The following is a 25,062-nucleotide window of genomic DNA, read 5'->3' on the forward strand; positions in this document are numbered from 1 at the left end:
AGCAATAACAAGGTCCGCGTCATTTGAGCAGCTTTTGAAAATCCTCCACCGGCAGCGGCGGGCTGTGCAAATACCCCTGATAGAAATGGCAGCCCAGCCCTTGCAAAAATTCCAGCTGCTCCGGTGTCTCTACCCCTTCGGCAATCACTTTCAATTCCAGGCTGCGGGCCATGGCAACGATGGCGCGGATGATCTCGGCGTCGTTGGGGTCGGTGGTGGCGTCGCGGATGAACGATTGGTCGATTTTCAGGGTGTCGACCGGCAGACGCTTTAGGTAAGTCAGCGAGGAATAACCGGTGCCGAAATCGTCCATGGCGAAACTCACGCCGAGTTTTTTCAGGCTACGCATTTTGTTGATGGTGTCTTCCAGGTTCTGGATCACGATGCCTTCGGTGATTTCCAGTTTCAGCAGCGAGCAGGGCAGACCGTGGCTGACGAGGCTGTGTTCGATGCGTTCGACGAAGTCGTTTTGGCGAAATTGCCGCGGGCTGATGTTGACGCACAGGCTGAAGTCCAGCGGATCGACCAGCCCCTTAGCGATCAGTTGTTTGAAGGCGCTGCAGGCTTCATCGATGATCCATGTGCCGACTTCCAGAATAAGCCCGCTGTCCTCCAGCACCTTGATGAACTCGGTGGGCGATTGCGCGCCGAGTTCCGGATGGTTCCAGCGCACCAGCGCCTCGGCGCCGACGATGCGGTCGTTCCGGGCGTCCACCTGAGGCTGGTAGTGCACGCGGAACTCACCCCGGGAAAGGGCCAGGCGCAGGTCGGTTTCCATGCGCAAGCGTTCGCTCGCCGCCTTCTGCATGGTGTTGTGGTACATCTGCGCGGTGTTGCGGCCCGAATCCTTGGCCCGGTAGAGGGCGATGTCGGCGCGTTTGAGCAGGTCGGTCGGGGTCGAACCGTGATCGGGAATCAGCGCGATGCCGATGCTCGGGGTTACTTGCAGGCGTTGTCCGTCGAGGAACATCGGCTCCGACAGCAGTTCACGCAAGGTGTCCGCCAGTTGCAGGACTTGCTCGCTGACCTCGTTGCGCGAGCCTTCGAGCCCGCTGAGCAGCACCACGAATTCGTCACCGCCCAAACGCGCGACGGTGTCTTCCATGCGCACGCTGGCTTCGAGGCGCGCGGTGATGATTTTCAGCACGGTATCGCCCACCGGATGACCGAGCGAATCATTGATGTGCTTGAAGTGATCAAGGTCGAGAAACAGCAAGGCGCCGCGCAGGTTGTGGCGCTTGAGCAGGGCGATCTGCTGACTCAGGCGATCCATCAGCAGGGCGCGATTGGGCAGGTTGGTCAGCGGGTCGTGGTAGGCCAGGTGACGGATCTGCGCTTCGGCGTTTTTCAGCAGGCTGACGTCCCGCGCGGTCAGCAGCAGGCAGGCGGTTTCGTTGAGGGTGATCGGTTCTACCGAAACTTCGACAGTCAGCAACTCGCCGCGTTTATTGCGTCCGAGCATTTCCTGATGAAGTACCCGGCCCTTGATCTGGAGTTCGGCGAGCAACGCCGAACGTTGTTTTTCCTCGGCCCAGATGCCGACCTGATACACCGTGCGACCGACCACTTCATCGGCGCGGTAGCCGGTCAGGCGGCAGAAGCCATCGTTAACCTCCAGATAACGCCCGGTGTCGCGCTCGGTGATGGTGATGGCGTCGGGGCTGGAGTGGAAGGCCTTGGCGAACTTCTCTTCGCTGGCCTTGAGTGCGGCTTCCGAGCGTTGCTGCTGAGTGATATCGCGCAGGGTGGTGACGATGCATGGCTGCTCGCCGACGCTGATCTGGCGGCTGGATATCACGCAGGTCAGGGCTTGCCCGTCTTTGTGCTGAACGAGGATCGCCACGTTGTTCAGACCCTGTTCGCGGATGACCTGCTCGATCCGTCGCAGGCTTTGCGCCGAGGCGTCCCATAGACCGATTTCGTCGGCACCGCGGCCAATCACATCGGCGGCGCTCCAGCCAAAGATCTGGGTGAAGCTGGAGTTGATCTCGATAAATTGGCCGGTGTCCTGGCGGGTCACGCAAATCGGGTCCGGGCTGACCTGGAACAGGGTGGCGAACTTCTCTTCGGACGCTACCAGCAGCTGCTCACGCTCCACCTGATCGGTGATGTCGAGCAGGGTACCGGCCATGCGCAGCGGGACACCGTTTTCATCGCGATAGAGTCGGGCGCGGCTTTCCAGGTAGCGTGAGCTACCGTCCGGCATTTGCACGCGGTAGGTCAGTTGATAATTGCCGGCAGGACCTTCTCGCAGGCTGCGATAGGCGTCGCGCATGGTGCCGCGCTCTTCGCCGGGTACGCCTTCGAAAAACTCGTCGAAGGATTCATGGAAAGGTATGGGGTCCATTCCGTGCAACTGGGCGGCGCGTGCCGAGCCGTACAGCATGCCGCTGGGAATGTGCCAGTCCCAGGTGCCGAGTTGCGCCGAATCCAGCGCCAGGTCGAGGCGCTCCTGGCTGTCTTTCAGGGCATGTTCGGCGGCTTTGCGTTCGGTGGTGTCAAGGAATGTACTCAGCAGATACGGCTGGCCCTCGAGCTCGACCTTTTGCGCACTGAGGATGCCGTCGTGGATCTGGCCGTTGCTGGCACGAAATTGCACCTCCATGTTGATCAGTTCGCCCTTGGCCTTGGTGGCTTTGACGAGTTGCGCCCGTTGCTCCGGATGCACCCAGAGGCCCAGTTCCAGGGTGGTGCGACCGATAGCGTTCTGCACTGGCCAGCCAAACAGGCTTTCGAAATACTGGTTGGCTTCGCTGATCAGACCGTCTTCCTGGCGAGTCAGCAGCACCATGTTCGGGCACAGGTGGAACAGCGTGGCGAAGCGTTTTTCCGAGCTGCTCAACGCCTGTTCGCGCTGGCGCTGGTGGGTGATTTCACGGATGACGCCAATCATGCGTGGCCGGCCGTGTTTGTCCGGCAGCAGGCTGCCGTTGATCTCCAGCCAGTGCAGGCTGCCGTCGGGCCAGCGGATTCGGTGATGCATCGCCTGTTCCAGCGGGGCGCCGGCGATCACCGCGTCGAAGGCGCGAATGGTTTTGGCCCGATCTTCTGGCGGCAGCAAATCGAGGTATTCCAGATCCGCCGGCAGCGGTTGCCGGGGATCGAAGCCGAACAGGGCCTGAGTCCCCCGCGACCAACTGATCTGCCCACGTTCGATGTCCCAATACCAGGCGCCCAAACGTGCACCGTTGAGGGCGGCCAGCAATTGTGGGGCGCTTTCCCAGCTCTGCTCGGACCGTTTTGGGTCCAGCGCCTGTATACGCGGCATCGGCGGAATACGGTCAACAGATTTCGGCATTGGCAAGCCTTGGCTGAGTGGGGTGTCAGGTTCAGTGACTCGAGGCTCTATAGGAGTAGCACAGCTTAGCCGAGAGTCCCTGGCAGATCGATTTGTGCATCCAGTAAAGCCATGAAGGCCCGTGCCGCATTCGACAGCGTCCGCTCTGTGTGCAGGATATAGCCTAGCTGGCGAGTGAGTTGTATGCCTGGTAAAGGTATTCGCGCAACCTGATCATCAAGCATGGTGCGCGGCAACACGCTCCAGGCCAGGCCGATCGAGACCATCATCTTGATGGTTTCCAGGTAATTGGTACTCATGGCGATGTTCGGCGTCAGGCCTTGAGCTTCGAACAGGCGCCGGACGATGTGGTGAGTAAAGGTGTTGCCACCGGGGAAAACCGCCGGGTGCAGGGCAATGTCCGCCAGGCTGACCGGGCCGTGACTGATCAGCGAGTGCTCCGGGGCGACCACAAAGTCCAGCGGGTCGTCCCACACCGGCGTGGCCTTGACCAGTGCATGGGGCTCCGGCGCCAGGGTAATGACCGCCAGTTCGGCGCGGCCATGGAGGATTTCTTCGTAGGCCACTTCCGAATCGAGGAACTGAATATCCAGCGCCACTTGCGGATAACGTCGGGTGAACTCCCTTAATAAGGGGGGCAAGCGGTGCAGGCCGATGTGGTGACTGGTGGCCAGGGTCAGGCGACCCGTCACTTCACCGGTCAGGTTAGTCAGGGCGCGGCGAGTGTCATCCAGCACATTCAGAATCTGATAGGCCCGCGGCAGCAAGGCGCGTCCGGCCTCGGTCAGGCTGACTTCACGGCCCAGGCGATCGAACAGGCGCACCTTCAATTGCTGCTCCAGCCCGGCAATGCGCTTGCTGATGGCCGGTTGCGTCAGGTGCAGCCGTTCGCCAGCGCCGGAGAAGCTGCCGGTCTCGGCAATCGCGATAAAGGCGTTGAGGTTGGCGAGGTCCATTGCGGTATTCCAGTTGGTTATCCAAAGCATGAAAAATATGAATTTGAGTTATTTAATGTAACCCCCTAGGATCGACCTCACAAGCCAAGGGGTTATTGAATTGCTCAAGACCCAGAGGTCTGTGTGGCGAGTTTGTTAGTTCAAATTCGGATGCCAGAAGTCCATAGCCAAGGCGCTGCGACGAGTCATAGCGTGCTATGGCGAGGAGCAGCAACGCAGGATATGGGCTACTGGCGCCGAAGTTGACTAACAAAACTCGCTACACAGACCTCTCCGGCATAGAAACACGCTGATGAGGACCGTCTGATGGCCGGCAAAACGCTTTACGACAAGCTTTGGGATTCCCATGAAGTGAAACGGCGCGACGATGGATCGTCGCTGATCTATATCGACCGCCACATCATCCATGAAGTGACTTCGCCCCAAGCTTTCGAAGGCCTGCGACTGGCCGGGCGCAAGCCTTGGCGCGTCGACTCGATCATCGCCACCCCGGACCACAACGTACCGACCACTCCTGATCGCAAGGGCGGCATCGAAGCGATTACCGACCAGGTCTCGCGTTTGCAGGTTCAGACCCTGGATGACTATTGCGACGAATATGGCATCACTGAATTCAAAATGAATGACGTGCGACAGGGCATCGTTCACGTGATCGGTCCGGAGCAGGGTGCCACCTTGCCGGGTATGACCGTGGTCTGCGGCGACTCGCACACCTCGACTCACGGCGCGTTTGGCGCCTTGGCCCACGGCATCGGGACTTCCGAGGTCGAGCACGTGTTCGCCACGCAGTGCCTGGTCGCCAAGAAAATGAAAAACATGCTGGTGTCGGTCGAAGGCAAATTGCCGTTCGGCGTGACCGCCAAGGACATCGTGCTCGCCGTCATCGGCAAGATCGGCACCGCCGGCGGTAACGGCCACGCCATCGAGTTCGCAGGCAGCGCCATTCGCGATTTGTCCGTCGAAGGCCGCATGACCATCTGCAACATGTCCATTGAAGCCGGCGCTCGTGTTGGCCTGGTGGCTGCCGACGAAAAAACCGTGGCTTACGTCAAGGGCCGTCCATTTGCCCCGAAAGGCGCGGAATGGGACATGGCGGTCGAAGCCTGGAAAGACCTCGTTTCCGACGCCGATGCGGTGTTCGACACCGTCGTCGAGCTCGACGCCACTCAGATCAAGCCGCAAGTCAGCTGGGGCACTTCGCCCGAGATGGTCTTGGCGGTTGATCAGAACGTGCCGGACCCGGCGAAGGAAATGGACCTGGTCAAACGCGGTTCCATCGAACGCGCCTTGAAATACATGGGTTTGAGCGCCAACCAGGCGATCACCGACATTCAACTGGACCGCGTCTTCATTGGTTCCTGCACCAACTCGCGGATCGAAGATTTGCGCGCAGCGGCGGTGATCGCCAAGGGCCGTAAAGTCGCTTCGACCATCAAGCAAGCCATCGTGGTGCCGGGCTCGGGCCTGGTGAAGGCGCAAGCCGAGGCCGAAGGCCTGGACAAGATTTTCCTCGAAGCCGGTTTCGAGTGGCGTGAACCGGGTTGCTCGATGTGCCTGGCGATGAACCCGGACCGTTTGGAGTCGGGCGAGCATTGCGCCTCGACCTCCAACCGCAACTTCGAAGGGCGTCAGGGCGCCGGTGGCCGTACGCACCTGGTCAGCCCGGCCATGGCCGCGGCGGCTGCCGTCCACGGTCGTTTCATCGACGTTCGCGAACTGATCTGAGGAACCGCACATGAGAGCTTTTACCCAACACACCGGTTTGGTCGCGCCATTGGATCGTGCCAACGTCGACACCGACCAGATCATTCCGAAGCAGTTCTTGAAGTCGATCAAGCGCACCGGTTTTGGCCCGAACCTGTTCGACGAATGGCGTTACCTGGACGTGGGCTACGCCTACCAGGACAACTCCAAGCGTCCGCTGAACAAGGATTTCGTGCTCAACGCCGAGCGTTATCAAGGCGCCAGCGTGCTGCTGGCCCGCGAGAACTTCGGTTGCGGCTCCAGCCGTGAACACGCGCCGTGGGCGCTGGAAGAGTACGGTTTTCGCAGCATCATCGCGCCGAGCTACGCCGACATCTTCTACAACAACAGCTTCAAGAACGGCTTGCTGCCGATCATCTTGAGCGACGCTGAAGTGGATGAGTTGTTCCAGCAGGTTGAAGCCAATCCGGGTTACGAGTTGACGGTCGACCTGCAAGCCCAGACCGTCACCCGGCCTGATGGCAAGGTCTACAGCTTCGAACTTGACGAGTTCCGCAAGCATTGCCTGGTCAACGGCCTGGACGACATCGGCCTGACCTTGCAGGACCACGAAGCGATTGCGGCGTTTGAAGCCAAACACCGTGCGAGCCAGCCGTGGTTGTTTCGCGACGTTTGATTTTGCGTAAGGCGACGATGAGGCCCGGATAGACACCACAAGGCTAAGCCCCAAAAAGGAAGTCCATATGACCAGCAACGCCCAGCACAGCCAAGTCGTACAAAAGCAATTCGGTGAACAGGCCTCGGCCTATCTGAGCAGCGCCGTACACGCTCAGGGCACCGAATTTGCGTTGCTACAGGCTGAACTGGCAGGGCAGGGCGATGCCCGGGTGCTGGACTTGGGCTGCGGCGCCGGTCACGTGAGTTTTCACGTAGCGTCGCTGGTCAAGGAAGTGGTGGCCTACGATTTGTCGCAGCAGATGCTCGACGTGGTAGCCGGTGCCGCCGTCGATCGCGGTCTGACCAACGTGTCCACCGTGCTGGGCGCCGCCGAGCGTCTGCCGTTCGCCGATGGTGAGTTCGATTTCGTCTTCAGCCGTTATTCGGCGCACCATTGGAGCGATCTCGGCCTGGCCCTGCGAGAGGTTCGCCGGGTGCTGAAGCCGGGCGGCGTGGCGGCGTTCATCGACGTGTTGTCACCGGGCAGTCCGTTGTTCGACACTTACCTGCAAAGCGTCGAAGTGCTGCGCGACACCAGTCATGTGCGCGATTATTCCGCCGGCGAGTGGTTGCGTCAGGTCAGCGAAGCGGGGTTGCATACCCGTAGCACCACCCGTCAACGGCTGCGACTGGAGTACACCTCCTGGGTCGAGCGCATGCGCACACCAGAGGTGATGCGCGCGGCAATCCTCGAGTTGCAGCAATCGATGGGCAACGAAGTGCGCGAATATTTTGAAATTGAGGCCGATGGTTCGTTCAGCACCGATGTACTGGTGCTGATGGCTGAACGATAAGCGGCAAGACTTTTTCCGGGTACGTCTGCGGGCGTACCGACTGATGACATGAGGAAAGCATGAGCAAGCAGATTCTGATTCTCCCAGGCGACGGTATTGGCCCGGAAATCATGGCCGAAGCGGTCAAGGTGCTGGAGCTGGCGAACGACAAGTACAGCCTGGACTTCGAGCTGAGCCATGACGTGATCGGTGGCGCTGCCATCGACAAACACGGCGTGCCGCTGGCTGACGAAACCCTGGACCGTGCACGCGCGGCCGACGCTGTACTGCTCGGTGCCGTGGGCGGCCCGAAATGGGACACCATCGAGCGTGACATTCGCCCTGAGCGCGGTCTGCTGAAAATTCGTGCGCAACTGGGCCTGTTCGGCAACCTGCGTCCAGCGATCCTGTACCCGCAACTGGCCGAGGCTTCGAGCCTGAAGCCTGAAATCGTGGCTGGCCTGGACATCCTGATCGTCCGTGAACTGACCGGCGGCATCTACTTCGGCGCGCCACGTGGCGTTCGCGAGCTGGAAAACGGCGAGCGTCAGGCTTACGACACCCTGCCGTACAGCGAAAGCGAAATCCGCCGTATCGCCCGTGTCGGTTTCGACATGGCCATGGTGCGCGGCAAGAAGCTGTGCTCGGTGGACAAGGCCAACGTGCTGGCCTCCAGCCAACTGTGGCGTGAAATCGTCGAGCAAGTGGCCAAGGATTACCCTGAAGTTGAACTGAGCCACATGTACGTCGACAACGCCGCCATGCAGCTGGTGCGTGCACCGAAGCAATTTGACGTGATCGTCACTGACAACCTGTTCGGCGACATTCTTTCCGACCAAGCGTCGATGCTTACCGGTTCCATCGGCATGCTGCCGTCGGCGTCCCTGGATACCAACAACAAAGGCATGTACGAGCCGTGCCATGGTTCGGCGCCGGACATCGCTGGCAAAGGCATTGCCAACCCGCTGGCGACCATTTTGTCGGTGTCGATGATGCTGCGTTACAGCTTCAATCTGCAGGATGCGGCCGATGCGATCGAGAAGGCCGTCAGTCTGGTATTGGACCAGGGCCTGCGTACTGGCGACATCTGGTCGGCCGGTTGCACTAAAGTCGGTACGCAGGAAATGGGCGACGCAGTAGTCGCCGCGCTGCGGAATCTGTAATCTCTTTGGCCCGCTGCAACTTTCAACCTTGAAAGCAGCGGCCCACTTTTAAAGAAGGTGTAGTTGCGATGAAACGTGTAGGTCTGATCGGTTGGCGCGGTATGGTCGGTTCCGTGCTCATGCAGCGGATGCTGGAAGAGCAGGATTTCGATCTTATTGAGCCGGTGTTTTTCACCACGTCCAATGTCGGTGGCCAAGGCCCGTCCGTGGGCAAGGACATTGCTCCGCTCAAGGACGCTTACAGCATTGATGAGCTGAAAACCCTCGACGTGATTCTGACCTGCCAGGGTGGCGACTACACCAGCGAAGTTTTCCCGAAACTGCGCGAAGCCGGCTGGCAGGGTTACTGGATCGACGCCGCTTCCAGCCTGCGCATGCAGGATGACGCGGTGATCGTGCTGGACCCGGTGAATCGCAAGGTCATCGACCAGCAGCTCGACGCGGGCACCAAGAACTACATCGGCGGCAACTGCACCGTCAGCCTGATGCTGATGGGCCTGGGCGGCCTGTTCGAAGCCGGTCTGGTCGAGTGGATGAGCGCCATGACCTATCAGGCGGCCTCCGGTGCCGGCGCGCAGAACATGCGCGAACTGATCAAGCAAATGGGCGCGACCCACGCCGCTGTCGCCGATCAACTGGCCGACCCGGCCAGCGCGATCCTCGACATCGACCGTCGTGTTGCCGAAGCCATGCGCAGCGACGCGTACCCGACCGAAAACTTCGGCGTACCGCTGGCCGGCAGCCTGATCCCGTGGATCGACAAAGAACTGCCGAACGGTCAGAGCCGCGAAGAGTGGAAGGCCCAGGCCGAGACCAACAAGATCCTTGGTCGCTTCAAGAGCCCGATTCCGGTCGATGGCATCTGCGTGCGTATCGGCGCTATGCGCTGCCACAGCCAGGCGCTGACCATCAAACTGAACAAAGATGTGCCGATCGCCGATATCGAAGGGCTGATCAGCCAGCACAACCCTTGGGTCAAACTGGTGCCGAACAGCCGCGAAGCCAGCATTCAGGAACTGAGCCCGACGAAAGTCACCGGCACCCTGAACGTACCGGTCGGCCGTCTGCGCAAGCTGAACATGGGCACGCAGTACGTTGGCGCGTTCACCGTCGGCGACCAACTGCTGTGGGGCGCGGCCGAACCGCTGCGTCGCATGCTGCGGATCCTGCTTGAGCGTTGATCGATTGACGTAATGAACGAACCCGTGCCTTGAAAGAGGTGCGGGTTTTTTTATGGGGGTTGTGTCGCCAGTGAGGTCCTCTTCGCGGGCAAGCCTCGCTCCTGCAAGGGCAACGCGATTCCATGTAGGAGCGAGGCTTGCCCGCGAAGAGGCCGGTACAGGCACCACAAATCCTTGGCAGAATTGCCTGCATGCCAACCACCCGGTAAAGTGCCGCTCCCCCCGTTTCGCCAGAGGTAGAACCATGAGCCAGTCCTTTGATATCGCCGTGATCGGCGCCACCGGTACTGTCGGCGAAACGCTCGTGCAGATTCTCGAAGAGCGCGACTTCCCTGTCGGCAATCTGCACCTGCTCGCCAGCAGCGAATCGGCCGGACATTCGGTACCGTTTCGCGGCAAGAATGTGCGGGTGCGGGAAGTCGATGAGTTCGACTTCAGCAAGGTCCAGCTGGTGTTCTTCGCTGCCGGCCCGGCGGTAACCCTGAGTTTCGCTTCGCGTGCCACGGCCGCCGGTTGCTCGCTGATCGACTTGTCCGGCGCCTTGCCGGCTGATCAGGCGCCACACGTCGTGCCTGAAGCCAACGCGCAGGTGCTGGCGGGTTTGAAAAAGCCGTTCCAGGTCAGCAGTCCAAGCCCTTCGGCCACCACACTGGCGGTAGTGCTGGCGCCGTTGCTCGGTTTGCTCAATCTGCAACGCATCAATTTGACCGCCAGCCTGGCCGTCTCCGCCCAGGGCCGCGAAGCTGTCACCGAGCTGGCACGGCAAACGGCCGAGCTGCTCAATGTGCGTCCGCTGGAGCCGACCTTCTTCGATCGGCAGATGGCCTTCAATCTGCTGGCGCAAGTGGGCAAGCCCGATGAGCAGGGGCATACGCTGCTGGAAAAACGCCTGGTACGCGAGCTGCGTCAGGTCATGGCGCTGCCTTTATTAAAGATTTCCGTCACTTGCATTCAAGCCCCGGTGTTTTTTGGCGATAGCTTTAACGTGACCTTGCAGTCATCGAGCGACATCGACCTGGCAAAAGTCAACGCCGCCCTGGAAGACGCGCCCGGTATCGAGTTGGTGGAAGCCGGCGATTACCCGACGCCGGTAGGCGATGCGGTAGGGCAGGACGTGGTCTACGTTGGTCGGGTTCGCAGCGGGATCGACGACCTGTCGGAACTAAATTTGTGGCTGACGTCAGATAACGTACGCAAAGGCGCAGCGCTCAATGCTGTGCAGGTGGCTGAATTGTTGATAAAAGACCTGCTGTAAAAGATACTTGGCAACAATTTGTCGAATGAATCCAGCCGGGCGCTATGCTTGGCCGGACTGCTGAATGCGGGCTCCCTTCGGGGCTTTGCGTGGCATGAATGAAATGATCGCGCGCGACGACTCTTCGCCGCCGCGCGCAATGCCTTACGGCAGCGACTATCAACACCTTCTCGCTGGCCGAGGAATGTTCAAACAAAGGATGAGGCTATGGTTCAAGTTCGCAAACTGGTGTTAGCAATAGCGGCCGCCTCGGCGCTGTCCTCCGGTATGGCGCATGCCCTCGGGCTTGGGGAATTGACCCTGAAGTCGACGCTGAACCAGCCCCTGGTAGCAGAAATCGAGTTGCTCGACGTCAAGGACCTCACCGCTGCCGAAGTGGTGCCGAGCCTGGCTTCGCCCGAAGATTTCGCCAAGGCCGGTGTCGACCGCCAGGCATTTCTCAATGACCTGACCTTTACCCCGGTGCTCAACGCCAGCGGCAAAAGCATCCTGCGTGTGACGTCCAGCAAACCACTCTCCGAACCCATGGTGAAATTCCTGGTTCAGGTGATGTGGCCCAACGGTCGCCTGCTGCGTGATTACAGCGTGCTGCTCGATCCGTCCAAATTCTCGCCGCAAACCGCTGATGCGGCTGCGCAGCCTGCACCGACGCAATCCGTCACCGCACCGGTGACCGGTAGCACCGAACCAACCCAATACACCACCGCGCCGCGCGATACCCTGTGGGAAATCGCTGCGAAGGCGCGCAATGGCGGCTCGGTCCAGCAAACCATGCTGGCCATCCAGGCGTTGAATCCGGATGCCTTTATCGACGGCAACATCAACCGGTTGAAAGCCGGTCAGGTGCTGCGTCTGCCGGATCAGGCGCAGAGCACCAGCGTGCCGCAACCGAAGGCCATTGCTGAAGTCTCCGCGCAGAACACCGCATGGCGTCAGGGTCGTCGCTATGTGGCGAAGTCCGGGACCGGACAGCAGCAGCTTGATGCCACCAAGCGCGCTCGGGACGAAGGGCCTTCGTCGCAAACGGCGACAGACAAGCTGAGCCTGGTCTCTGCCGAGTCCGGCAAGGCCGGTGGCAAAGGCGCCGCCGGTGATGCCAAGAATTTGAGCAACAAGCTGGCCGTGACCCAGGAAAGCCTCGACACGACCCGTCGTGACAATGCCGAACTGAAAAGCCGCATGACCGATCTGCAAAGTCAGCTGGAGAAGCTGCAACGCCTGATCGAACTGAAGAACAATCAACTGGCCAAGTTGCAGGCTGAAGGCGCGGCGGGTGCGCCAGCACCAGGTGCGACCGCTCCGGCAATGTCAGCCGAACTGGCGGCCAACCCTGCGGCAACAACGCCTGCGGACGCGGCTCCGGCTGCACCTGAGGCTGCTGCGCCCGAGGCCACTCCAGCTCCGGCCGAGCAGCCTGTCGTGCCGACGCCGGCAGCATCCGACGATCAGCAATTCAAAGAACTGCTGACCAATCCGTGGCTGCTGGGTCTGGCAGGTGGCGGTGCCGTGTTGGTGCTGTTCCTGCTGCTGTTGCTGGCGCGTCGCCGCAAAGCCCAGCAAGAAGCCGAGAAGCATTTGCGCATGGCCCGTGATTTGGCCGAGGAGCAGGCGTTCTCCGCTGAACTCGACCTGCCAAAAAGCATCTTTGAAGACCTGGAAGTGCCGCCGCCGAGCGTGAAGCTCGCTACCGCGCCAATCCCAGCGCCGTCGCCTGCACCCGCGCCGGCTCCGGTGATTGCTCCGGTTGTGGTAACGCCGCCAATCGCCGCGCCATTGGTATCGCCTGCTGGCGAGCGCGATGACGACGTATTGACCAAGGCGCAGTCGCACATTACTGCCGGTCGTCTGAATCAGGCGGCTGCCTTGCTGGAAGACGGGATCAAGCAAGAGCCGCAACGCAGTGACTTGCGCCTCAAGCTGATGGAAGTCTACGGTCAGCAAGGCGACCGCGATGCATTCGTTGCCCAGGAACGCCAACTGGTGGCCAATGGTGACAACTTTGCTCAGGTCGAAAAACTCAAGAGCCGCTTCCCGGCCATGGTCATTGCGGCAGCCGGTGGTATCGCAGCCGCTGCGATCGCTGCCGAACTGGACGCGCAATACGTCAAGGATCTGCTGCTGGACGAGCCTGAAGCGCCGGCACCGGCAGCGCCCGATGACTTCGACAATGCCTTCGATTTGAGCCTGGATGATCTGGAAGCTGCCTCTCCGGCAGTGGTTGCACCAGAACCAGAAGCAGAAGCAGAGTCCGATGACTTCGACAGTGCCTTCGATTTGAGTCTGGATGATCTGGAAACTGCCTCTCCGGCAGTGGTTGCACCAGAACCAGAACCAGAGCCAGTGTCTGCGGCTGAGCTGGACGAGTTCCCGCTGGACGACGACTTGAGCTTCGAGTCGGTGTTGCAGCAGCAGACCGACATCAAGGAAAGCCTCGATGACCTGTCGGACTTCGACCTGGATATGGATCTTGGTGGGGATGCCTCGCCGGCGACCCTGGCCGAAGACGACTTCCTGTTGAGTCTGGATGAAGGCGTCAAGGACCTGGATCTACCTGTCGCTGAAGCGCCGACTGTTCCCGAGGTTGCGCTGGACGATCTGGAGCTGCCAGCCGATTTCGACCTGTCGCTGGCTGACGAAATGGACGCGCCAGACGCTCCGGACGCGTTTGCAGCCGAACTGAATGACGTCAACGCCGAACTGGATCGTCTGTCTCAGAGTCTTGGCGAGCCGAGCTTCACGGCGGAAGACGCCATGGCCTCCGCCGCTGACGAGCCGGAATTCGATTTCCTTTCCGGCACTGACGAAGTCGCGACCAAACTCGATCTGGCCCAGGCCTATATCGACATGGGCGACGCCGACGGCGCCCGGGACATCCTCAACGAAGTGGTGACCGAGGGTGATGCAGGTCAGAAGAGCGAAGCCAAGGAGATGCTTTCGCGTCTGGCTTGATTGATCGGTAAGGCGTAAACAAAACGGCAGCCCATTGAGGCTGCCGTTTTTGTTTGTGCGCCAGGCATGGCGCGTTGCGCGCAAGCGCAACCGGCTTGGCTGTGGTGGCCACGCTGGTGACTTGGAGGTGAAAGTCCTCTACACACCCGGCAAGGGGAAGTGTTAGCCAGAGGCAAGGGTGTCGCGGGTGACTGCGAATCTGAAGGAAGCCCGAGGCAAAATGCTGGCCTGACGAACAGGAAGCGGATTAGGCGGCGCAGCGGGGTAAGGGGGCAAACTTCCTCAAAGCCCAATACTTGCACGGAACGTTGCGACGTAGATCCGACAGGCATAAGCAGGAAGGTCACGCGAATTACCCTGGGAGATCTGCACGTTTGCCACTGTGCTACCGAACGCCGAGAGGCGACGGGATGAGCGTGCAGAAGTCAGCCGAGGCCGTAGTAAGTGGCGGATAACCACGTCACCAAGGGCCGAACAGGTTATGCCGCTGGTAGGCGTCAGAGTCTCGTTGGATACCGAAATGCAGAAATTTCTCGCAGAGAAGACTGTTACTCCGAGTCCCGGACAGTATCCGCGGATGACGGCTGACAGCGCACAGGTATCGGCGGCGTCTGTGACGTGGACGAACGCGGAGCCGGACACGCTGATGGAGCGGGTGCTTGCACCCGCCAACCTCAAGCGTGCGTATCAACGCGTAGTCAGCAACAAGGGCGCGCCGGGTGCCGATGGCATGACGGTCGACGAATTGGCAGGCTACGTGAAACAGTATTGGCCGACCCTTAAGGCTCGGTTGCTGGCCGGTGAGTATCACCCACAAGGTGTACGCGCCGTCGACATTCCGAAACCCAAAGGCGGGACACGGCAGCTGGGTATCCCCTGCGTCGTGGATCGCCTGATCCAGCAGGCCTTGCTGCAACAGCTCACGCCGATCTTCGACCCTCTGTTCTCGGATTACAGCTACGGCTTTCGTCCGGGCAGAAGCGCTCACCAAGCCATCGAAACCGCTCGCGGCCATGTGGCAGCGGGTCACCGCTGGTGCGTGGAACTTGATCTGGAGAAATTCTTTGATCGGGTCAACCACGATGTCCTGATGGCTTACGTGGCGCGTCAAATCGAAGACAAGCGTGTGCTCACGTTGATCCGTCGTTACCTCGAAGCGGGAACGATGTCAGGTGGACTCGTCAGCCGACGGCAGGAAGGGACGCCGCAAGGCGGCCCGCTTTCGCCGTTGCTGTCGAACATCCTGCTCAACGAACTCGACAGCGAACTGGAACGGCGGGGTCATCGCTTCGTGCGCTACGCCGACGACGCCAACATTTATGTGCGCAGTCGCCGTGCCGGCGAGCGAGTGATGGTCAGCGTCGAGTGCTTCCTGATCCAGCGTCTGAAACTGACGCTGAATAGGGAAAAGAGCCGCGTGGCAAGGCCTTGGGTCTGTGATTATCTGGGTTATGGGATGAGCTGGCACCGACAGCCGAGACTAAGAGTGGCGACGAGGAGTCTGGGTCGCTTACGCGACCGACTCGCAGAGCTGCTACGCGGCGCGCGGGGTTGCAAGATGGCAACCGTCATCGTGCGGATAAACCCTGTGCTGCGTGGTTGGGCTGGGTACTTCAAGTTAACCCAAGGCAAGCGAGCGCTGGAGAAACTGGATGGCTGGGTGCGTCGTAAGCTGCGCTGCGCCGTATGGCGTCAATGGAAGCAGCCCTCAACAAGGGCTCGTAACTTGATACGCCTGGGGCTCAGTAGGCATCGCGCCTGCATATCAGCGTTCAATGGCCGAGGCCCATGGTGGAACTCGGGAGCGCCACACATGAATCAGGCGCTACCGAAGAAACTGTGGGATCGGCTTGGTCTGGTCTCAATACTGAATACGATAACTCGGCTTAATCGCATAACTTGAACCGCCGTATACGGATCCGTACGTACGGTGGTGTGAGAGGACGGCGGCTGTAAAGCCGCCTCCTACTCGATCAGCCGACGACAGATCGTTCCCGGCAGGTCACAAACAGCACACGCCTCTGGCGTCCCGGTCCGGCGGCCTTATAATGCCCGCCTTTGCGTACATCAGCAGGCTGTCACTCCTTGGCAAATATAGATAACCCGGCCGCCGAAATGGTGGCCGACGGCTTTTTCCGGATCGCGTTGGGCGTTGAATACAAAGGCTCGCGCTATCGCGGCTGGCAGCGCCAGGCTTCCGGCGTACTTACCGTGCAGGAAACGCTCGAAAAGGCCTTGTCCAAAGTCGCCGATTCACCCGTGTCGCTGCTCTGCGCCGGGCGTACGGATGCCGGCGTTCATGCGTGCGGTCAGGTGGTGCATTTCGATACCCAGGTCGAGCGTTCGATGAAAGCCTGGGTCATGGGCGCCAATATCAATTTGCCCCACGACGTCAGTGTCAGCTGGGCCAAGGTTATGCCGGCGCATTTTCATGCGCGGTTCAAGGCGATTGCCCGGCGCTATCGCTACGTGATCTACAACGATCAGATCCGCCCGGCGCACCTGAACGAAGAAATCACCTGGAACCACCGTCCGCTGGACGTCGAACGCATGGCCGAGGCGGCGCAGTACCTGGTCGGTACCCACGATTTCAGCGCTTTCCGTGCCGGCCAGTGTCAGGCCAAGTCGCCGATCAAGGAGCTGCATCACCTGCGCGTCACGCGCCACGGCAAGATGATCGTGCTGGACATCCGCGCCAGCGCCTTCCTGCACCACATGGTGCGCAACATTGCTGGCGTGCTGATGACCATCGGTGCCGGCGAGCGCCCGGTGGAGTGGATGAAAGAAGTGCTGGAGAGCCGCATTCGCCGTTCCGGTGGGGTGACGGCGCATCCGTACGGCCTGTACCTGGTGCAGGTCGAGTACCGCGACGAGTTCGAATTGCCCGAGCGTTACATCGGGCCGCACTTCCTGACCGGCTTCTCGGAACTTGACGGCTGACGCCCTCGAACGCTTTTGTTACCATCCGGGACTTTCTCGGATTTACCTTGGGGTTCTATCGACATGTCGGCCATTCGCAGCAAGATTTGCGGGATTACCCGCATAGAAGATGCGTTGGCAGCGGTTGAGGCCGGGGCTGATGCGATCGGATTTGTGTTCTACGCCAAAAGCCCCCGGGCCGTGACGTTTCAGCAGGCGCGCTCGATCATCGAGGCGTTGCCGCCGTTCGTGACCACCGTAGGGTTGTTCGTCAACGCCAGCCGCTGCGAGTTGGGGGAAATCCTCGACGCCGTGCCGCTGGACCTGTTGCAGTTCCACGGCGACGAAACCGCGGCCGACTGCGAAGAATGGAATCGTCCGTACATCAAGGCGCTGCGGGTCAAGGCCGGTGACGATATCGCGGCTGCGTGCGATGCGTTTCCAAGTGCCAGCGGTATCCTGCTCGACGCCTACGTTGAAGGCGTACCCGGCGGAACCGGTGAAGCGTTTGACTGGTCTCTGATACCGCAAGGCTTGAGCAAACCGATCATCCTGGCGGGTGGCTTGACGCTGGACAACGTCGCCGAGGCGATTGCAAGGGTTCGGCCTTATGCCGTGGACGTCAGCGGTGGGGTGGAGGCGAGCAAGGGCATCAAGGATCACGCAAAGATTCAGGCATTCATTAAAGCGGTACGCGGTAGCTGATGTGACGGCTGGCACACTGCCGCCGTCCACAGGCATGGCTGAGGGTTTTTGGGGTGTACGCAGGTCACGTTTAGCTGATCCGGCAACCCATCGATCATCGCCACACACATGAATTTAGCTCAAGGGCATACGCGGGGCTGCGAACCAAAGCGTTCGGGCCGCCGGTACTGGAGAAAGAAAGCATGAGCAACTGGTTAGTAGACAAACTGATCCCTTCGATCATGCGTTCCGAGGTCAAGAAGAGCTCGGTGCCTGAAGGTCTGTGGCACAAATGCCCGTCTTGCGAGGCTGTGCTGTATCGTCCGGAGCTGGAAAAGACCCTGGACGTTTGCCCCAAGTGCAATCACCACATGCGTATTGGCGCTCGCGCTCGTATTGATATCTTCCTCGACGCTGAAGGCCGTGCCGAACTGGGCGCGGACCTGGAGCCGGTTGACCGTCTGAAGTTCCGCGACGGCAAGAAGTACAAGGATCGCCTGACAGCTGCGCAAAAGGCGACCGGCGAAAAAGACGCACTGATCTCCATGAGCGGCTCCCTGTTGGGCATGCCGGTAGTGGTTTCGGCCTTCGAATTCTCCTTCATGGGTGGTTCGATGGGCGCCATCGTTGGTGAGCGTTTTGTTCGCGCCGCCAACTACGCGCTGGAAAACCGTTGCCCGATGATCTGCTTCGCCGCTTCCGGCGGTGCGCGGATGCAGGAAGCCCTGATCTCCCTGATGCAAATGGCCAAGACCTCCGCGGTACTGGCGCGTCTGCGTGAAGAAGGCATTCCGTTCATCTCTGTGCTGACCGACCCGGTCTACGGTGGTGTTTCCGCCAGTCTGGCGATGCTCGGTGACGTGATTGTTGGTGAGCCAAAGGCCCTGATCGGCTTCGCCGGGCCGCGCGTGATCGAGCAAACCGTGCGTGAAAAACTGCCGGAAGGCTTCCAGCGCAGCGAGTTCCTGCTGGAACACGGTGCGATCGACATGATCATCCACCGTCAGGAGCTGCGTCCGCGTCTGGGCAATCTGCTGGCACAAATGATGGGCCTGCCGACGCCGAAATTCGTCGCCGCGCCAATCGAGCCAATCGTAGTTCCACCGGTACCCGCCAACATATGATCGAACGTACCCTTGGCGAGTGGCTCGCCTACCTTGAGCAGTTGCACCCTTCGGCCATCGACATGGGCCTGGAGCGCTCGCAACAGGTAGCGTCCCGCATGGGACTGGGCAAGCCGGCGCCTCGGGTGATCACGGTCACCGGCACCAATGGCAAAGGTTCTACCTGCGCATTCGTGGCTTCGTTGCTGCGGGCGCAGGGGCTGAACGTCGGTGTCTACAATTCTCCGCACCTGCTGCGTTACAACGAGCGGGTGCAGGTCAATGGCGTCGAAGCCACTGACGTCGAGCTGTGCGAAGCCTTTGCAGCGGTCGAGGCGGGCCGTGGCGACACTTCGCTGACGTACTTCGAAATGGGCACCCTGGCGGCGTTCTGGCTGTTCCAACACGCCAGTCTCGATGCGGTGGTGCTGGAAGTCGGGCTGGGCGGGCGTCTGGACACGGTCAACGTGGTCGATGCCGATATGGCGCTGGTCACCAGCATCGGTGTCGATCACGCGGACTATCTGGGTGATACCCGTGAATCCGTAGCGTTCGAAAAGGCCGGCATCTTCCGCCAGGGCGCACCTGCGCTCTGTGGCGACCTGAATCCTCCACAGCCTCTGCTGGATAAAGCGCGAGAGCTCAATTGCCCGTTTTTCCTGCGTGGGCGCGATTTTGACCTCGGCATCACCGATCACAACTGGCAATGGCGCGGTCTTGACGCTCAAGGGCGAGTGGTCGAGCTGCATGATCTGCCGTTGCTCGATCTGCCGATGGAAAACGCCGCGCTGGCGTTGCAGGCTTACCTGTTGCTCGGTTTGCCTTGGGTGGATGCACAAATTATTGCTGCGCTGAAAGCCACTCGGGTGGTCGGTCGCCTCGATCGCCGTCAGTTTGACTGGCAGGGCAAGCGCCTGAACCTGTTGCTGGACGTGGGGCATAACCCCCATGCGGCAGAGTATCTGGCTCGCCGTCTGGCCAGTCGTCCACCGGCCGGCAAGCGTCTGGCGGTGTTCGGATTGCTGGCGGACAAGGATCTGGATGGTGTTGTCGGTGAATTGAATGCTAGTGTCCAGCAATGGGCCGTCGCGCCGCTGGATTCACCGCGAGCACGCCCGGTTGCCGATTTGCACGCGGCATTGCAGAACCTTGGCGCCTCGGTAGCGTCCTATGACAGCGTGGCCGCCGCCCTGGAAGGGCAGTGCGCGCTGGCGACGAACGACGACGAGATTCTGTTGTTCGGATCATTTTATTGTGTTGCCGAGGCCCTTGAATGGCTGGCCCGGCGCTCCACGGAGGAAGCGGCAAATGGCATTGCTGGATAAGGCATACAAACAGCGCATGGTTGGCGCCCTGGTTCTGGTGGCGCTGGCGGTGATTTTCCTGCCGATGCTGTTTTCCCGTCAGGATGAACAGCGTCAAGTGACGGTTGAAGCCCCGGCTGCGCCGCAAGCGCCTGCGGTGCCGCAAGTTCAGGTCGAACCGGTGGTGGTGCCTGAGCCGCAAGCGCTGCCTCAGGAGCCTGTGCCGAGTGATGACGAAATCGCTCAGCAAGAAGCACCGTCGACAGCGATTGCCCCGAGTGTACCGGTGGCGCCTGCGCCTGCCGCCAAACCGGTCGCTCCGGCTCCTGTTCCGGTCGTCAAGCCTGCGACAGCACCTACCCAGCCCATCACAGCTGCACCGGGCAAGCCGGACACGACTCAAAGTCGCGTCGATGCCAATGGCCTGTCGGTCAGTTGGTCGGTGCAACTGGCCAGCCTGTCGAGCCGTGCAAGTGCAGAAAGCCTGCAGAAATCCCTGCGCAGCCAGGGCTACAACGCCTACATTCGTACTGCCGACGGCAAGAATAGGGTGTTTGTCGGACCGCTGATCGAGCGGGCAGAAGCCGATCGTTTGCGTGACTTGTTGAGTCGCCAGCAGAACCTCAAGGGTTTTGTGGTGCGTTTCCAGCCTGAGCGTGGTTAAAACTAGCGCCCCGATTTGAAATGCACTGACAATCGCAGCTTACCGATAGCCATGCGCTCTGCTAAAATGCGCCGCCTTATCCGTCTGTAGGCTGCACTGTGCCATTTACCTGGGTTGACTGGGCGATCGTTGCAATCGTCGCCATCTCCGCATTGATCAGTCTGAGCCGCGGCTTCGTCAAGGAAGCACTGTCGCTGGTGACCTGGATCATCGCAGGAGTCGTCGCCTGGATGTTCGGTGGTTCATTGTCCGAGTACCTCGCCGGATACATCCAAACGCCGTCGGCCCGTGTGATCACGGGCTGTGCCATCATGTTTGTCGCCACGTTAATCGTAGGCGCGATGATCAATTATCTTATCGGCGAATTGGTTCGCGTCACCGGGCTGTCCGGGACCGATCGATTCCTCGGCATGGCCTTCGGCGCCGCGCGTGGCGTGTTGCTGGTGGTCGTGGCGGTCGGGCTATTGAGCCTGGGGCCGGTACAGCAGGACGGGTGGTGGCAAGAGTCACAGCTCGTGCCAAAATTTCTATTGGTTGCAGACTGGTCCAAAAACCTGATTCTGGGGTGGAGCAGTCAGTGGCTTGCCAGCGGTATCAGCGTACCCGCTGAGATACCGTTCAAGGAGCACCTCTTGCCGATGGCCAAAACGCCTCAGTGAGTTGTGTTCAGTTCAGATCCATTAAGTAGGGGTTGCGTCGCATGTGTGGCATCGTCGGTATCGTCGGTAAGTCGAACGTCAATCAGGCGCTGTATGACGCGCTAACCGTCCTCCAGCACCGCGGCCAGGACGCTGCCGGTATCGTGACCAGCCATGATGGCCGGTTATTCCTGCGCAAGGACAATGGCCTGGTGCGTGACGTGTTCCATCAACGTCACATGCAGCGCCTGGTCGGCCACATGGGTATTGGTCATGTGCGTTACCCGACCGCGGGCAGCTCGACTTCGGCCGAAGCCCAACCGTTTTACGTCAACTCGCCTTACGGCATCACCCTGGCGCACAACGGTAACCTGACCAACGTTGAGCAGCTGGCCAAGGAGATTTACGAGTCTGACCTGCGCCACGTCAACACCAACTCCGATTCGGAAGTGCTGCTTAACGTGTTCGCGCACGAACTGGCCCAGCGCGGCAAGTTGCAGCCAACTGAAGAAGACGTGTTCGCCGCTGTTACAGACGTGCACAACCGTTGCGTCGGTGGTTACGCGGTCGTGGCGATGGTGACGGGTTACGGCATCGTCGGTTTCCGCGACCCGCATGGCATCCGCCCGATTGTCTTCGGTCAGCGTCACACGGATGAAGGCGTCGAGTACATGATCGCCTCCGAAAGCGTCTCTCTGGACGTGCTCGGTTTCACCCTGATTCGCGACCTCGCGCCGGGCGAAGCGGTCTACATCACTGAAGACGGCAAGCTGCACACCCGTCAGTGTGCGACCAACCCGTCCCTGACCCCGTGCATCTTCGAACACGTTTACCTGGCGCGTCCGGATTCGATCATCGACGGCGTGTCGGTCTACAAGGCCCGCCTGCGCATGGGCGAGAAACTCGCCGAGAAGATCCTGCGCGAGCGTCCAGAACACGACATCGACGTGGTTATCCCGATTCCGGACACCAGCCGTACCGCGGCCCTGGAGCTGGCGAACCACTTGGGCGTCAAGTTCCGCGAAGGCTTCGTGAAGAACCGCTACATCGGCCGGACCTTCATCATGCCGGGCCAGGCGGCACGGAAAAAATCCGTACGCCAGAAGCTCAACGCCATCGAGCTGGAATTCCGCGGCAAGAACGTGATGCTGGTGGACGACTCCATCGTTCGCGGCACCACCTGCAAGCAGATCATCCAGATGGCCCGCGAAGCCGGCGCCAAAAATGTCTACTTCTGCTCCGCGGCACCGGCCGTTCGTTACCCGAACGTTTACGGCATCGACATGCCGAGCGCTCACGAGTTGATCGCGCACAACCGTTCAACCCAGGACGTGGCTGATCTGATCGGCGCTGACTGGTTGATCTATCAGGACTTGCCTGACTTGATCGAAGCGGTCGGTGGCGGCAAGATCAAGATCGAGAAGTTCGATTGCGCGGTGTTCGACGGCCAGTACGTCACCGGCGACGTCGACGAGGCTTACCTGAACAAGATCGAGCAGGCACGTAACGATGCCTCCAAGGTCAAGACGCAGGCAGTCAGTGCGATCATTGATCTGTATAACAACTGAGTAACTACCGGCCCTGAGGGGCCGGTTTTGTATCTACTAAAAAGAGCAAGGCAAGGAGTGACAGCATGAGTCAGGATTGGGATGCCGGTCGGCTGGACAGCGACCTCGAAGGCGTAGCGTTCGACACCCTGGCCGTACGCGCCGGTCAGCACCGCACGCCGGAAGGCGAACACGGTGACCCGATGTTCTTCACTTCCAGCTACGTATTCCGTACCGCTGCTGATGCGGCGGCACGCTTTGCCGGTGAAGTGCCGGGTAACGTTTACTCGCGCTACACCAACCCGACCGTGCGCGCGTTCGAAGAGCGCATTGCCGCACTGGAAAGCGCCGAGCAAGCCGTGGCCACGGCGACCGGCATGGCCGCGATCATGGCGGTGGTGATGAGCCTCTGCAGCGCTGGTGATCACGTACTGGTGTCGCGCAGCGTGTTCGGTTCGACCATCAGCCTGTTCGAAAAGTACTTCAAGCGCTTCGGCATCGAAGTCGATTACGTGCCCTTGGCGGATTTATCCGGTTGGGATGCGGCGATCAAGGCCAACACTAAATTGCTGTTCGTCGAATCGCCGTCCAACCCGCTGGCTGAACTGGTGGACATCGCCGAGTTATCGAAAATCGCTCACGCCAAAGGCGCGATGCTGGTGGTCGACAACTGCTTCTGCACCCCTGCGTTGCAGCAGCCGCTGAAGATGGGCGCGGACATCGTCGTGCACTCGGCGACCAAGTTCATCGACGGCCAGGGCCGTTGCATGGGCGGTGTTGTGGCCGGTCGCAGCGAACAGATGAAAGAAGTCGTCGGTTTCCTGCGGACTGCCGGGCCGACCCTGAGCCCGTTCAACGCCTGGATCTTCCTCAAGGGCCTGGAAACCTTGAGCCTGCGCATGAAGGCTCACTGCGCCAATGCCCAGCAACTGGCCGAATGGCTGGAGCAGCAGGAAGGTATCGAGAAAGTCCATTACGCCGGTCTCAAAAGCCATCCGCAGCACGAGTTGGCCCTGCGTCAGCAGAAAGGCTTTGGTGCGGTCGTCAGTTTCGAGGTCAAGGGCGGCAAAGAGGGCGCCTGGCGCTTTATCGATGCGACTCGCCTGATTTCCATCACCGCGAACCTCGGTGACAGCAAAACCACCATTACGCACCCGAGCACTACCTCCCACGGCCGTCTGGCGCCGCAAGAGCGTGAAGCAGCGGGAATTCGTGACAGCCTGATCCGCATCGCGGTCGGTCTGGAAGACGTGGCAGACCTGCAAGCCGATCTGGCGCGCGGGTTGGCTGCCTTGTGATCGAGTTGTCCACGCCGACCACTGGCACCAACGGCCGCGTTGCACTGGTCACGGGTGCTGCGCGGGGCATTGGTCTGGGGATCTCGGCCTGGCTGATCAGCGAAGGCTGGCAAGTGGTGCTGACTGATCTTGATCGGGTACGCGGTTCGAAAGTGGCGAAGGTGCTCGGCGACAACGCCTGGTTCATCGCCATGGACGTCTCGAACGAAGGGCAGGTGGCATTGGGCGTCGCCGAAGTGCTGGGGCAGTTCGGGCGTCTGGATGCGCTGGTGTGCAACGCGGCGGTTGCCGATCCGCACAACACCACCCTTGAAAGCCTTGATCTGGCGTACTGGAATCGGGTGCTGGCGGTGAATCTCAGTGGGCCGATGCTGCTGGCCAAGCACTGTGCGCCGTACCTGCGCGCTCACAGCGGCGCAATCGTCAACCTGGCCTCGACCCGCGCCGGGCAGTCGGAGCCCGACACCGAGGCTTATGCGGCGAGCAAGGGCGGCCTGTTGGCCCTGACTCACGCCTTGGCAATCAGCCTCGGGCCGGAAATCCGCGTCAATGCAGTCAGCCCGGGTTGGATCGATGCGCGGGATCCGTCCGCACGTCGTGCCGAACCACTGACTGATGCCGACCATGCACAGCATCCGGCGGGCAGGGTCGGTACGGTCGAGGACGTGGCGGCGATGGTCGCCTGGCTGTTGTCGAAGAACGCCGGTTTCGTCACGGGCCAGGAGTTCGTGGTCGATGGCGGCATGACCAAGAAGATGATTTACAGCGAGTAATCCGAGCGGGGGCCGCGACAGCGGCGGCTTGAGGTTGCAGGCGGCCGTGGGCAGCGCTGCGGGAAATGACATGATTTTGTCTTTTTCAGAAAAACTTCAAGCGGGGTATTGACTTAGCTTCGGTACCTGCGTAAAT

19 protein-coding genes are annotated in these 25,062 nt (G+C 60.5%); 17 read left to right on the forward strand and 2 right to left on the reverse strand.

Annotation, left to right across the window (positions count from 1 at the left end; translation table 11 throughout):
* Positions 1 to 19 precede the first annotated feature (19 nt).
* Positions 20 to 3,298, reverse strand: a complete 3,279-nt coding sequence (locus QFX16_RS10350) for a sensor domain-containing protein (protein ID WP_283183833.1) — start codon at positions 3,296 to 3,298, stop codon at positions 20 to 22.
* 65 nt (positions 3,299 to 3,363) lie between these two features.
* Positions 3,364 to 4,254, reverse strand: a complete 891-nt coding sequence (locus QFX16_RS10355) for a LysR family transcriptional regulator (protein ID WP_008151271.1) — start codon at positions 4,252 to 4,254, stop codon at positions 3,364 to 3,366.
* A 306-nt stretch (positions 4,255 to 4,560) separates the two neighbouring features.
* Between QFX16_RS10355 and leuC the strand changes: the two genes are divergently transcribed.
* The 17 genes from leuC to QFX16_RS10440 all read left to right on the forward strand — a co-directional run bounded on the left by leuC (position 4,561) and on the right by QFX16_RS10440 (position 24,926).
* Complete coding sequence (gene leuC, locus QFX16_RS10360; RefSeq protein WP_008151269.1) at positions 4,561 to 5,979, forward strand: 3-isopropylmalate dehydratase large subunit; 1,419 nt, start codon at positions 4,561 to 4,563, stop codon at positions 5,977 to 5,979.
* Between the two features lie 10 nt (positions 5,980 to 5,989).
* A complete protein-coding gene (leuD, locus tag QFX16_RS10365; RefSeq protein ID WP_046047740.1) occupies positions 5,990 to 6,634 on the forward strand; it encodes a 3-isopropylmalate dehydratase small subunit in 645 nt (214 codons plus the stop codon).
* A gap of 67 nt (positions 6,635 to 6,701) precedes the next feature.
* Entirely contained in the window at positions 6,702 to 7,469 is a 768-nt protein-coding gene (locus QFX16_RS10370) for a class I SAM-dependent methyltransferase (RefSeq protein ID WP_283183834.1), read from the forward strand.
* A 59-nt stretch (positions 7,470 to 7,528) separates the two neighbouring features.
* Entirely contained in the window at positions 7,529 to 8,611 is a 1,083-nt protein-coding gene (gene leuB, locus QFX16_RS10375) for a 3-isopropylmalate dehydrogenase (RefSeq protein WP_283183835.1), read from the forward strand.
* Positions 8,612 to 8,679: 68 nt separating this feature from the next.
* Positions 8,680 to 9,792 carry an aspartate-semialdehyde dehydrogenase gene (asd, locus tag QFX16_RS10380; RefSeq protein WP_033061853.1) on the forward strand — a complete coding sequence of 371 codons (1,113 nt, stop codon included), beginning with the start codon at positions 8,680 to 8,682 and terminating at the stop codon, positions 9,790 to 9,792.
* A 244-nt stretch (positions 9,793 to 10,036) separates the two neighbouring features.
* Complete coding sequence (locus tag QFX16_RS10385) at positions 10,037 to 11,047, forward strand: aspartate-semialdehyde dehydrogenase (protein ID WP_283183836.1); 1,011 nt, start codon at positions 10,037 to 10,039, stop codon at positions 11,045 to 11,047.
* 207 nt (positions 11,048 to 11,254) lie between these two features.
* Positions 11,255 to 13,996 (forward strand): FimV/HubP family polar landmark protein, encoded by a 2,742-nt coding sequence (locus tag QFX16_RS10390; RefSeq protein ID WP_283183837.1) that lies wholly within the window; start codon positions 11,255 to 11,257, stop codon positions 13,994 to 13,996.
* A 481-nt stretch (positions 13,997 to 14,477) separates the two neighbouring features.
* Entirely contained in the window at positions 14,478 to 15,899 is a 1,422-nt protein-coding gene (gene ltrA / locus QFX16_RS10395; protein ID WP_283182147.1) for a group II intron reverse transcriptase/maturase, read from the forward strand.
* Positions 15,900 to 16,111: 212 nt separating this feature from the next.
* Positions 16,112 to 16,936 carry a tRNA pseudouridine(38-40) synthase TruA gene (gene truA, locus QFX16_RS10400; RefSeq protein ID WP_046047735.1) on the forward strand — a complete coding sequence of 275 codons (825 nt, stop codon included), beginning with the start codon at positions 16,112 to 16,114 and terminating at the stop codon, positions 16,934 to 16,936.
* Between the two features lie 63 nt (positions 16,937 to 16,999).
* Positions 17,000 to 17,620 (forward strand): phosphoribosylanthranilate isomerase, encoded by a 621-nt coding sequence (locus QFX16_RS10405; protein WP_283183838.1) that lies wholly within the window; start codon positions 17,000 to 17,002, stop codon positions 17,618 to 17,620.
* A 182-nt stretch (positions 17,621 to 17,802) separates the two neighbouring features.
* Positions 17,803 to 18,723, forward strand: a complete 921-nt coding sequence (gene accD, locus QFX16_RS10410; RefSeq protein ID WP_283183839.1) for an acetyl-CoA carboxylase, carboxyltransferase subunit beta — start codon at positions 17,803 to 17,805, stop codon at positions 18,721 to 18,723.
* Complete coding sequence (folC, locus tag QFX16_RS10415) at positions 18,720 to 20,027, forward strand: bifunctional tetrahydrofolate synthase/dihydrofolate synthase (protein WP_283183840.1); 1,308 nt, start codon at positions 18,720 to 18,722, stop codon at positions 20,025 to 20,027. Before accD ends, folC begins: the two co-directional genes overlap by 4 nt.
* Positions 20,011 to 20,670 carry an SPOR domain-containing protein gene (locus QFX16_RS10420; RefSeq protein WP_283183841.1) on the forward strand — a complete coding sequence of 220 codons (660 nt, stop codon included), beginning with the start codon at positions 20,011 to 20,013 and terminating at the stop codon, positions 20,668 to 20,670. The genes folC and QFX16_RS10420 overlap by 17 nt, the downstream gene beginning before the upstream one ends.
* 98 nt (positions 20,671 to 20,768) lie before the next feature.
* The gene (locus QFX16_RS10425; RefSeq protein WP_074875247.1) at positions 20,769 to 21,329 is read left to right on the forward strand and encodes a CvpA family protein; all 561 of its coding nucleotides are present in this window, start codon (positions 20,769 to 20,771) and stop codon (positions 21,327 to 21,329) included.
* A 41-nt stretch (positions 21,330 to 21,370) separates the two neighbouring features.
* On the forward strand, positions 21,371 to 22,876 hold the full coding sequence (purF, locus tag QFX16_RS10430; RefSeq protein WP_010456022.1) for an amidophosphoribosyltransferase: 1,506 nt from the start codon (positions 21,371 to 21,373) through the stop codon (positions 22,874 to 22,876).
* 65 nt (positions 22,877 to 22,941) lie between these two features.
* Entirely contained in the window at positions 22,942 to 24,153 is a 1,212-nt protein-coding gene (locus tag QFX16_RS10435; RefSeq protein ID WP_046047729.1) for an O-succinylhomoserine sulfhydrylase, read from the forward strand.
* Complete coding sequence (locus QFX16_RS10440; RefSeq protein WP_283183842.1) at positions 24,150 to 24,926, forward strand: SDR family oxidoreductase; 777 nt, start codon at positions 24,150 to 24,152, stop codon at positions 24,924 to 24,926. Before QFX16_RS10435 ends, QFX16_RS10440 begins: the two co-directional genes overlap by 4 nt.
* The last annotated feature ends 136 nt before the right edge of the window (positions 24,927 to 25,062 follow it).

It is taken from the genome of Pseudomonas svalbardensis (assembly GCF_030053115.1).
Classification (GTDB): domain Bacteria; phylum Pseudomonadota; class Gammaproteobacteria; order Pseudomonadales; family Pseudomonadaceae; genus Aquipseudomonas; species Aquipseudomonas svalbardensis.

Bases quoted from the DNA above. Each gene is read 5' to 3' on its own strand.
- QFX16_RS10350 (WP_283183833.1), bottom strand. From the start codon at position 3,298: ATGCCGAAATCTGTTGACCGTATTCCGCCGATGCCGCGTATACAGGCG.
- purF (WP_010456022.1), top strand. From the start codon at position 21,371: ATGTGTGGCATCGTCGGTATCGTCGGTAAGTCGAACGTCAATCAGGCG.
- accD (WP_283183839.1), top strand. From the start codon at position 17,803: ATGAGCAACTGGTTAGTAGACAAACTGATCCCTTCGATCATGCGTTCC.
- leuB (WP_283183835.1), top strand. From the start codon at position 7,529: ATGAGCAAGCAGATTCTGATTCTCCCAGGCGACGGTATTGGCCCGGAA.
- truA (WP_046047735.1), top strand. From the start codon at position 16,112: ATGGTGGCCGACGGCTTTTTCCGGATCGCGTTGGGCGTTGAATACAAA.
- leuD (WP_046047740.1), top strand. From the start codon at position 5,990: ATGAGAGCTTTTACCCAACACACCGGTTTGGTCGCGCCATTGGATCGT.
- QFX16_RS10405 (WP_283183838.1), top strand. From the start codon at position 17,000: ATGTCGGCCATTCGCAGCAAGATTTGCGGGATTACCCGCATAGAAGAT.
- QFX16_RS10390 (WP_283183837.1), top strand. From the start codon at position 11,255: ATGGTTCAAGTTCGCAAACTGGTGTTAGCAATAGCGGCCGCCTCGGCG.
- leuC (WP_008151269.1), top strand. From the start codon at position 4,561: ATGGCCGGCAAAACGCTTTACGACAAGCTTTGGGATTCCCATGAAGTG.
- QFX16_RS10420 (WP_283183841.1), top strand. From the start codon at position 20,011: ATGGCATTGCTGGATAAGGCATACAAACAGCGCATGGTTGGCGCCCTG.
- ltrA (WP_283182147.1), top strand. From the start codon at position 14,478: ATGCCGCTGGTAGGCGTCAGAGTCTCGTTGGATACCGAAATGCAGAAA.
- asd (WP_033061853.1), top strand. From the start codon at position 8,680: ATGAAACGTGTAGGTCTGATCGGTTGGCGCGGTATGGTCGGTTCCGTG.
- QFX16_RS10370 (WP_283183834.1), top strand. From the start codon at position 6,702: ATGACCAGCAACGCCCAGCACAGCCAAGTCGTACAAAAGCAATTCGGT.
- QFX16_RS10385 (WP_283183836.1), top strand. From the start codon at position 10,037: ATGAGCCAGTCCTTTGATATCGCCGTGATCGGCGCCACCGGTACTGTC.
- QFX16_RS10435 (WP_046047729.1), top strand. From the start codon at position 22,942: ATGAGTCAGGATTGGGATGCCGGTCGGCTGGACAGCGACCTCGAAGGC.
- folC (WP_283183840.1), top strand. From the start codon at position 18,720: ATGATCGAACGTACCCTTGGCGAGTGGCTCGCCTACCTTGAGCAGTTG.
- QFX16_RS10355 (WP_008151271.1), bottom strand. From the start codon at position 4,254: ATGGACCTCGCCAACCTCAACGCCTTTATCGCGATTGCCGAGACCGGC.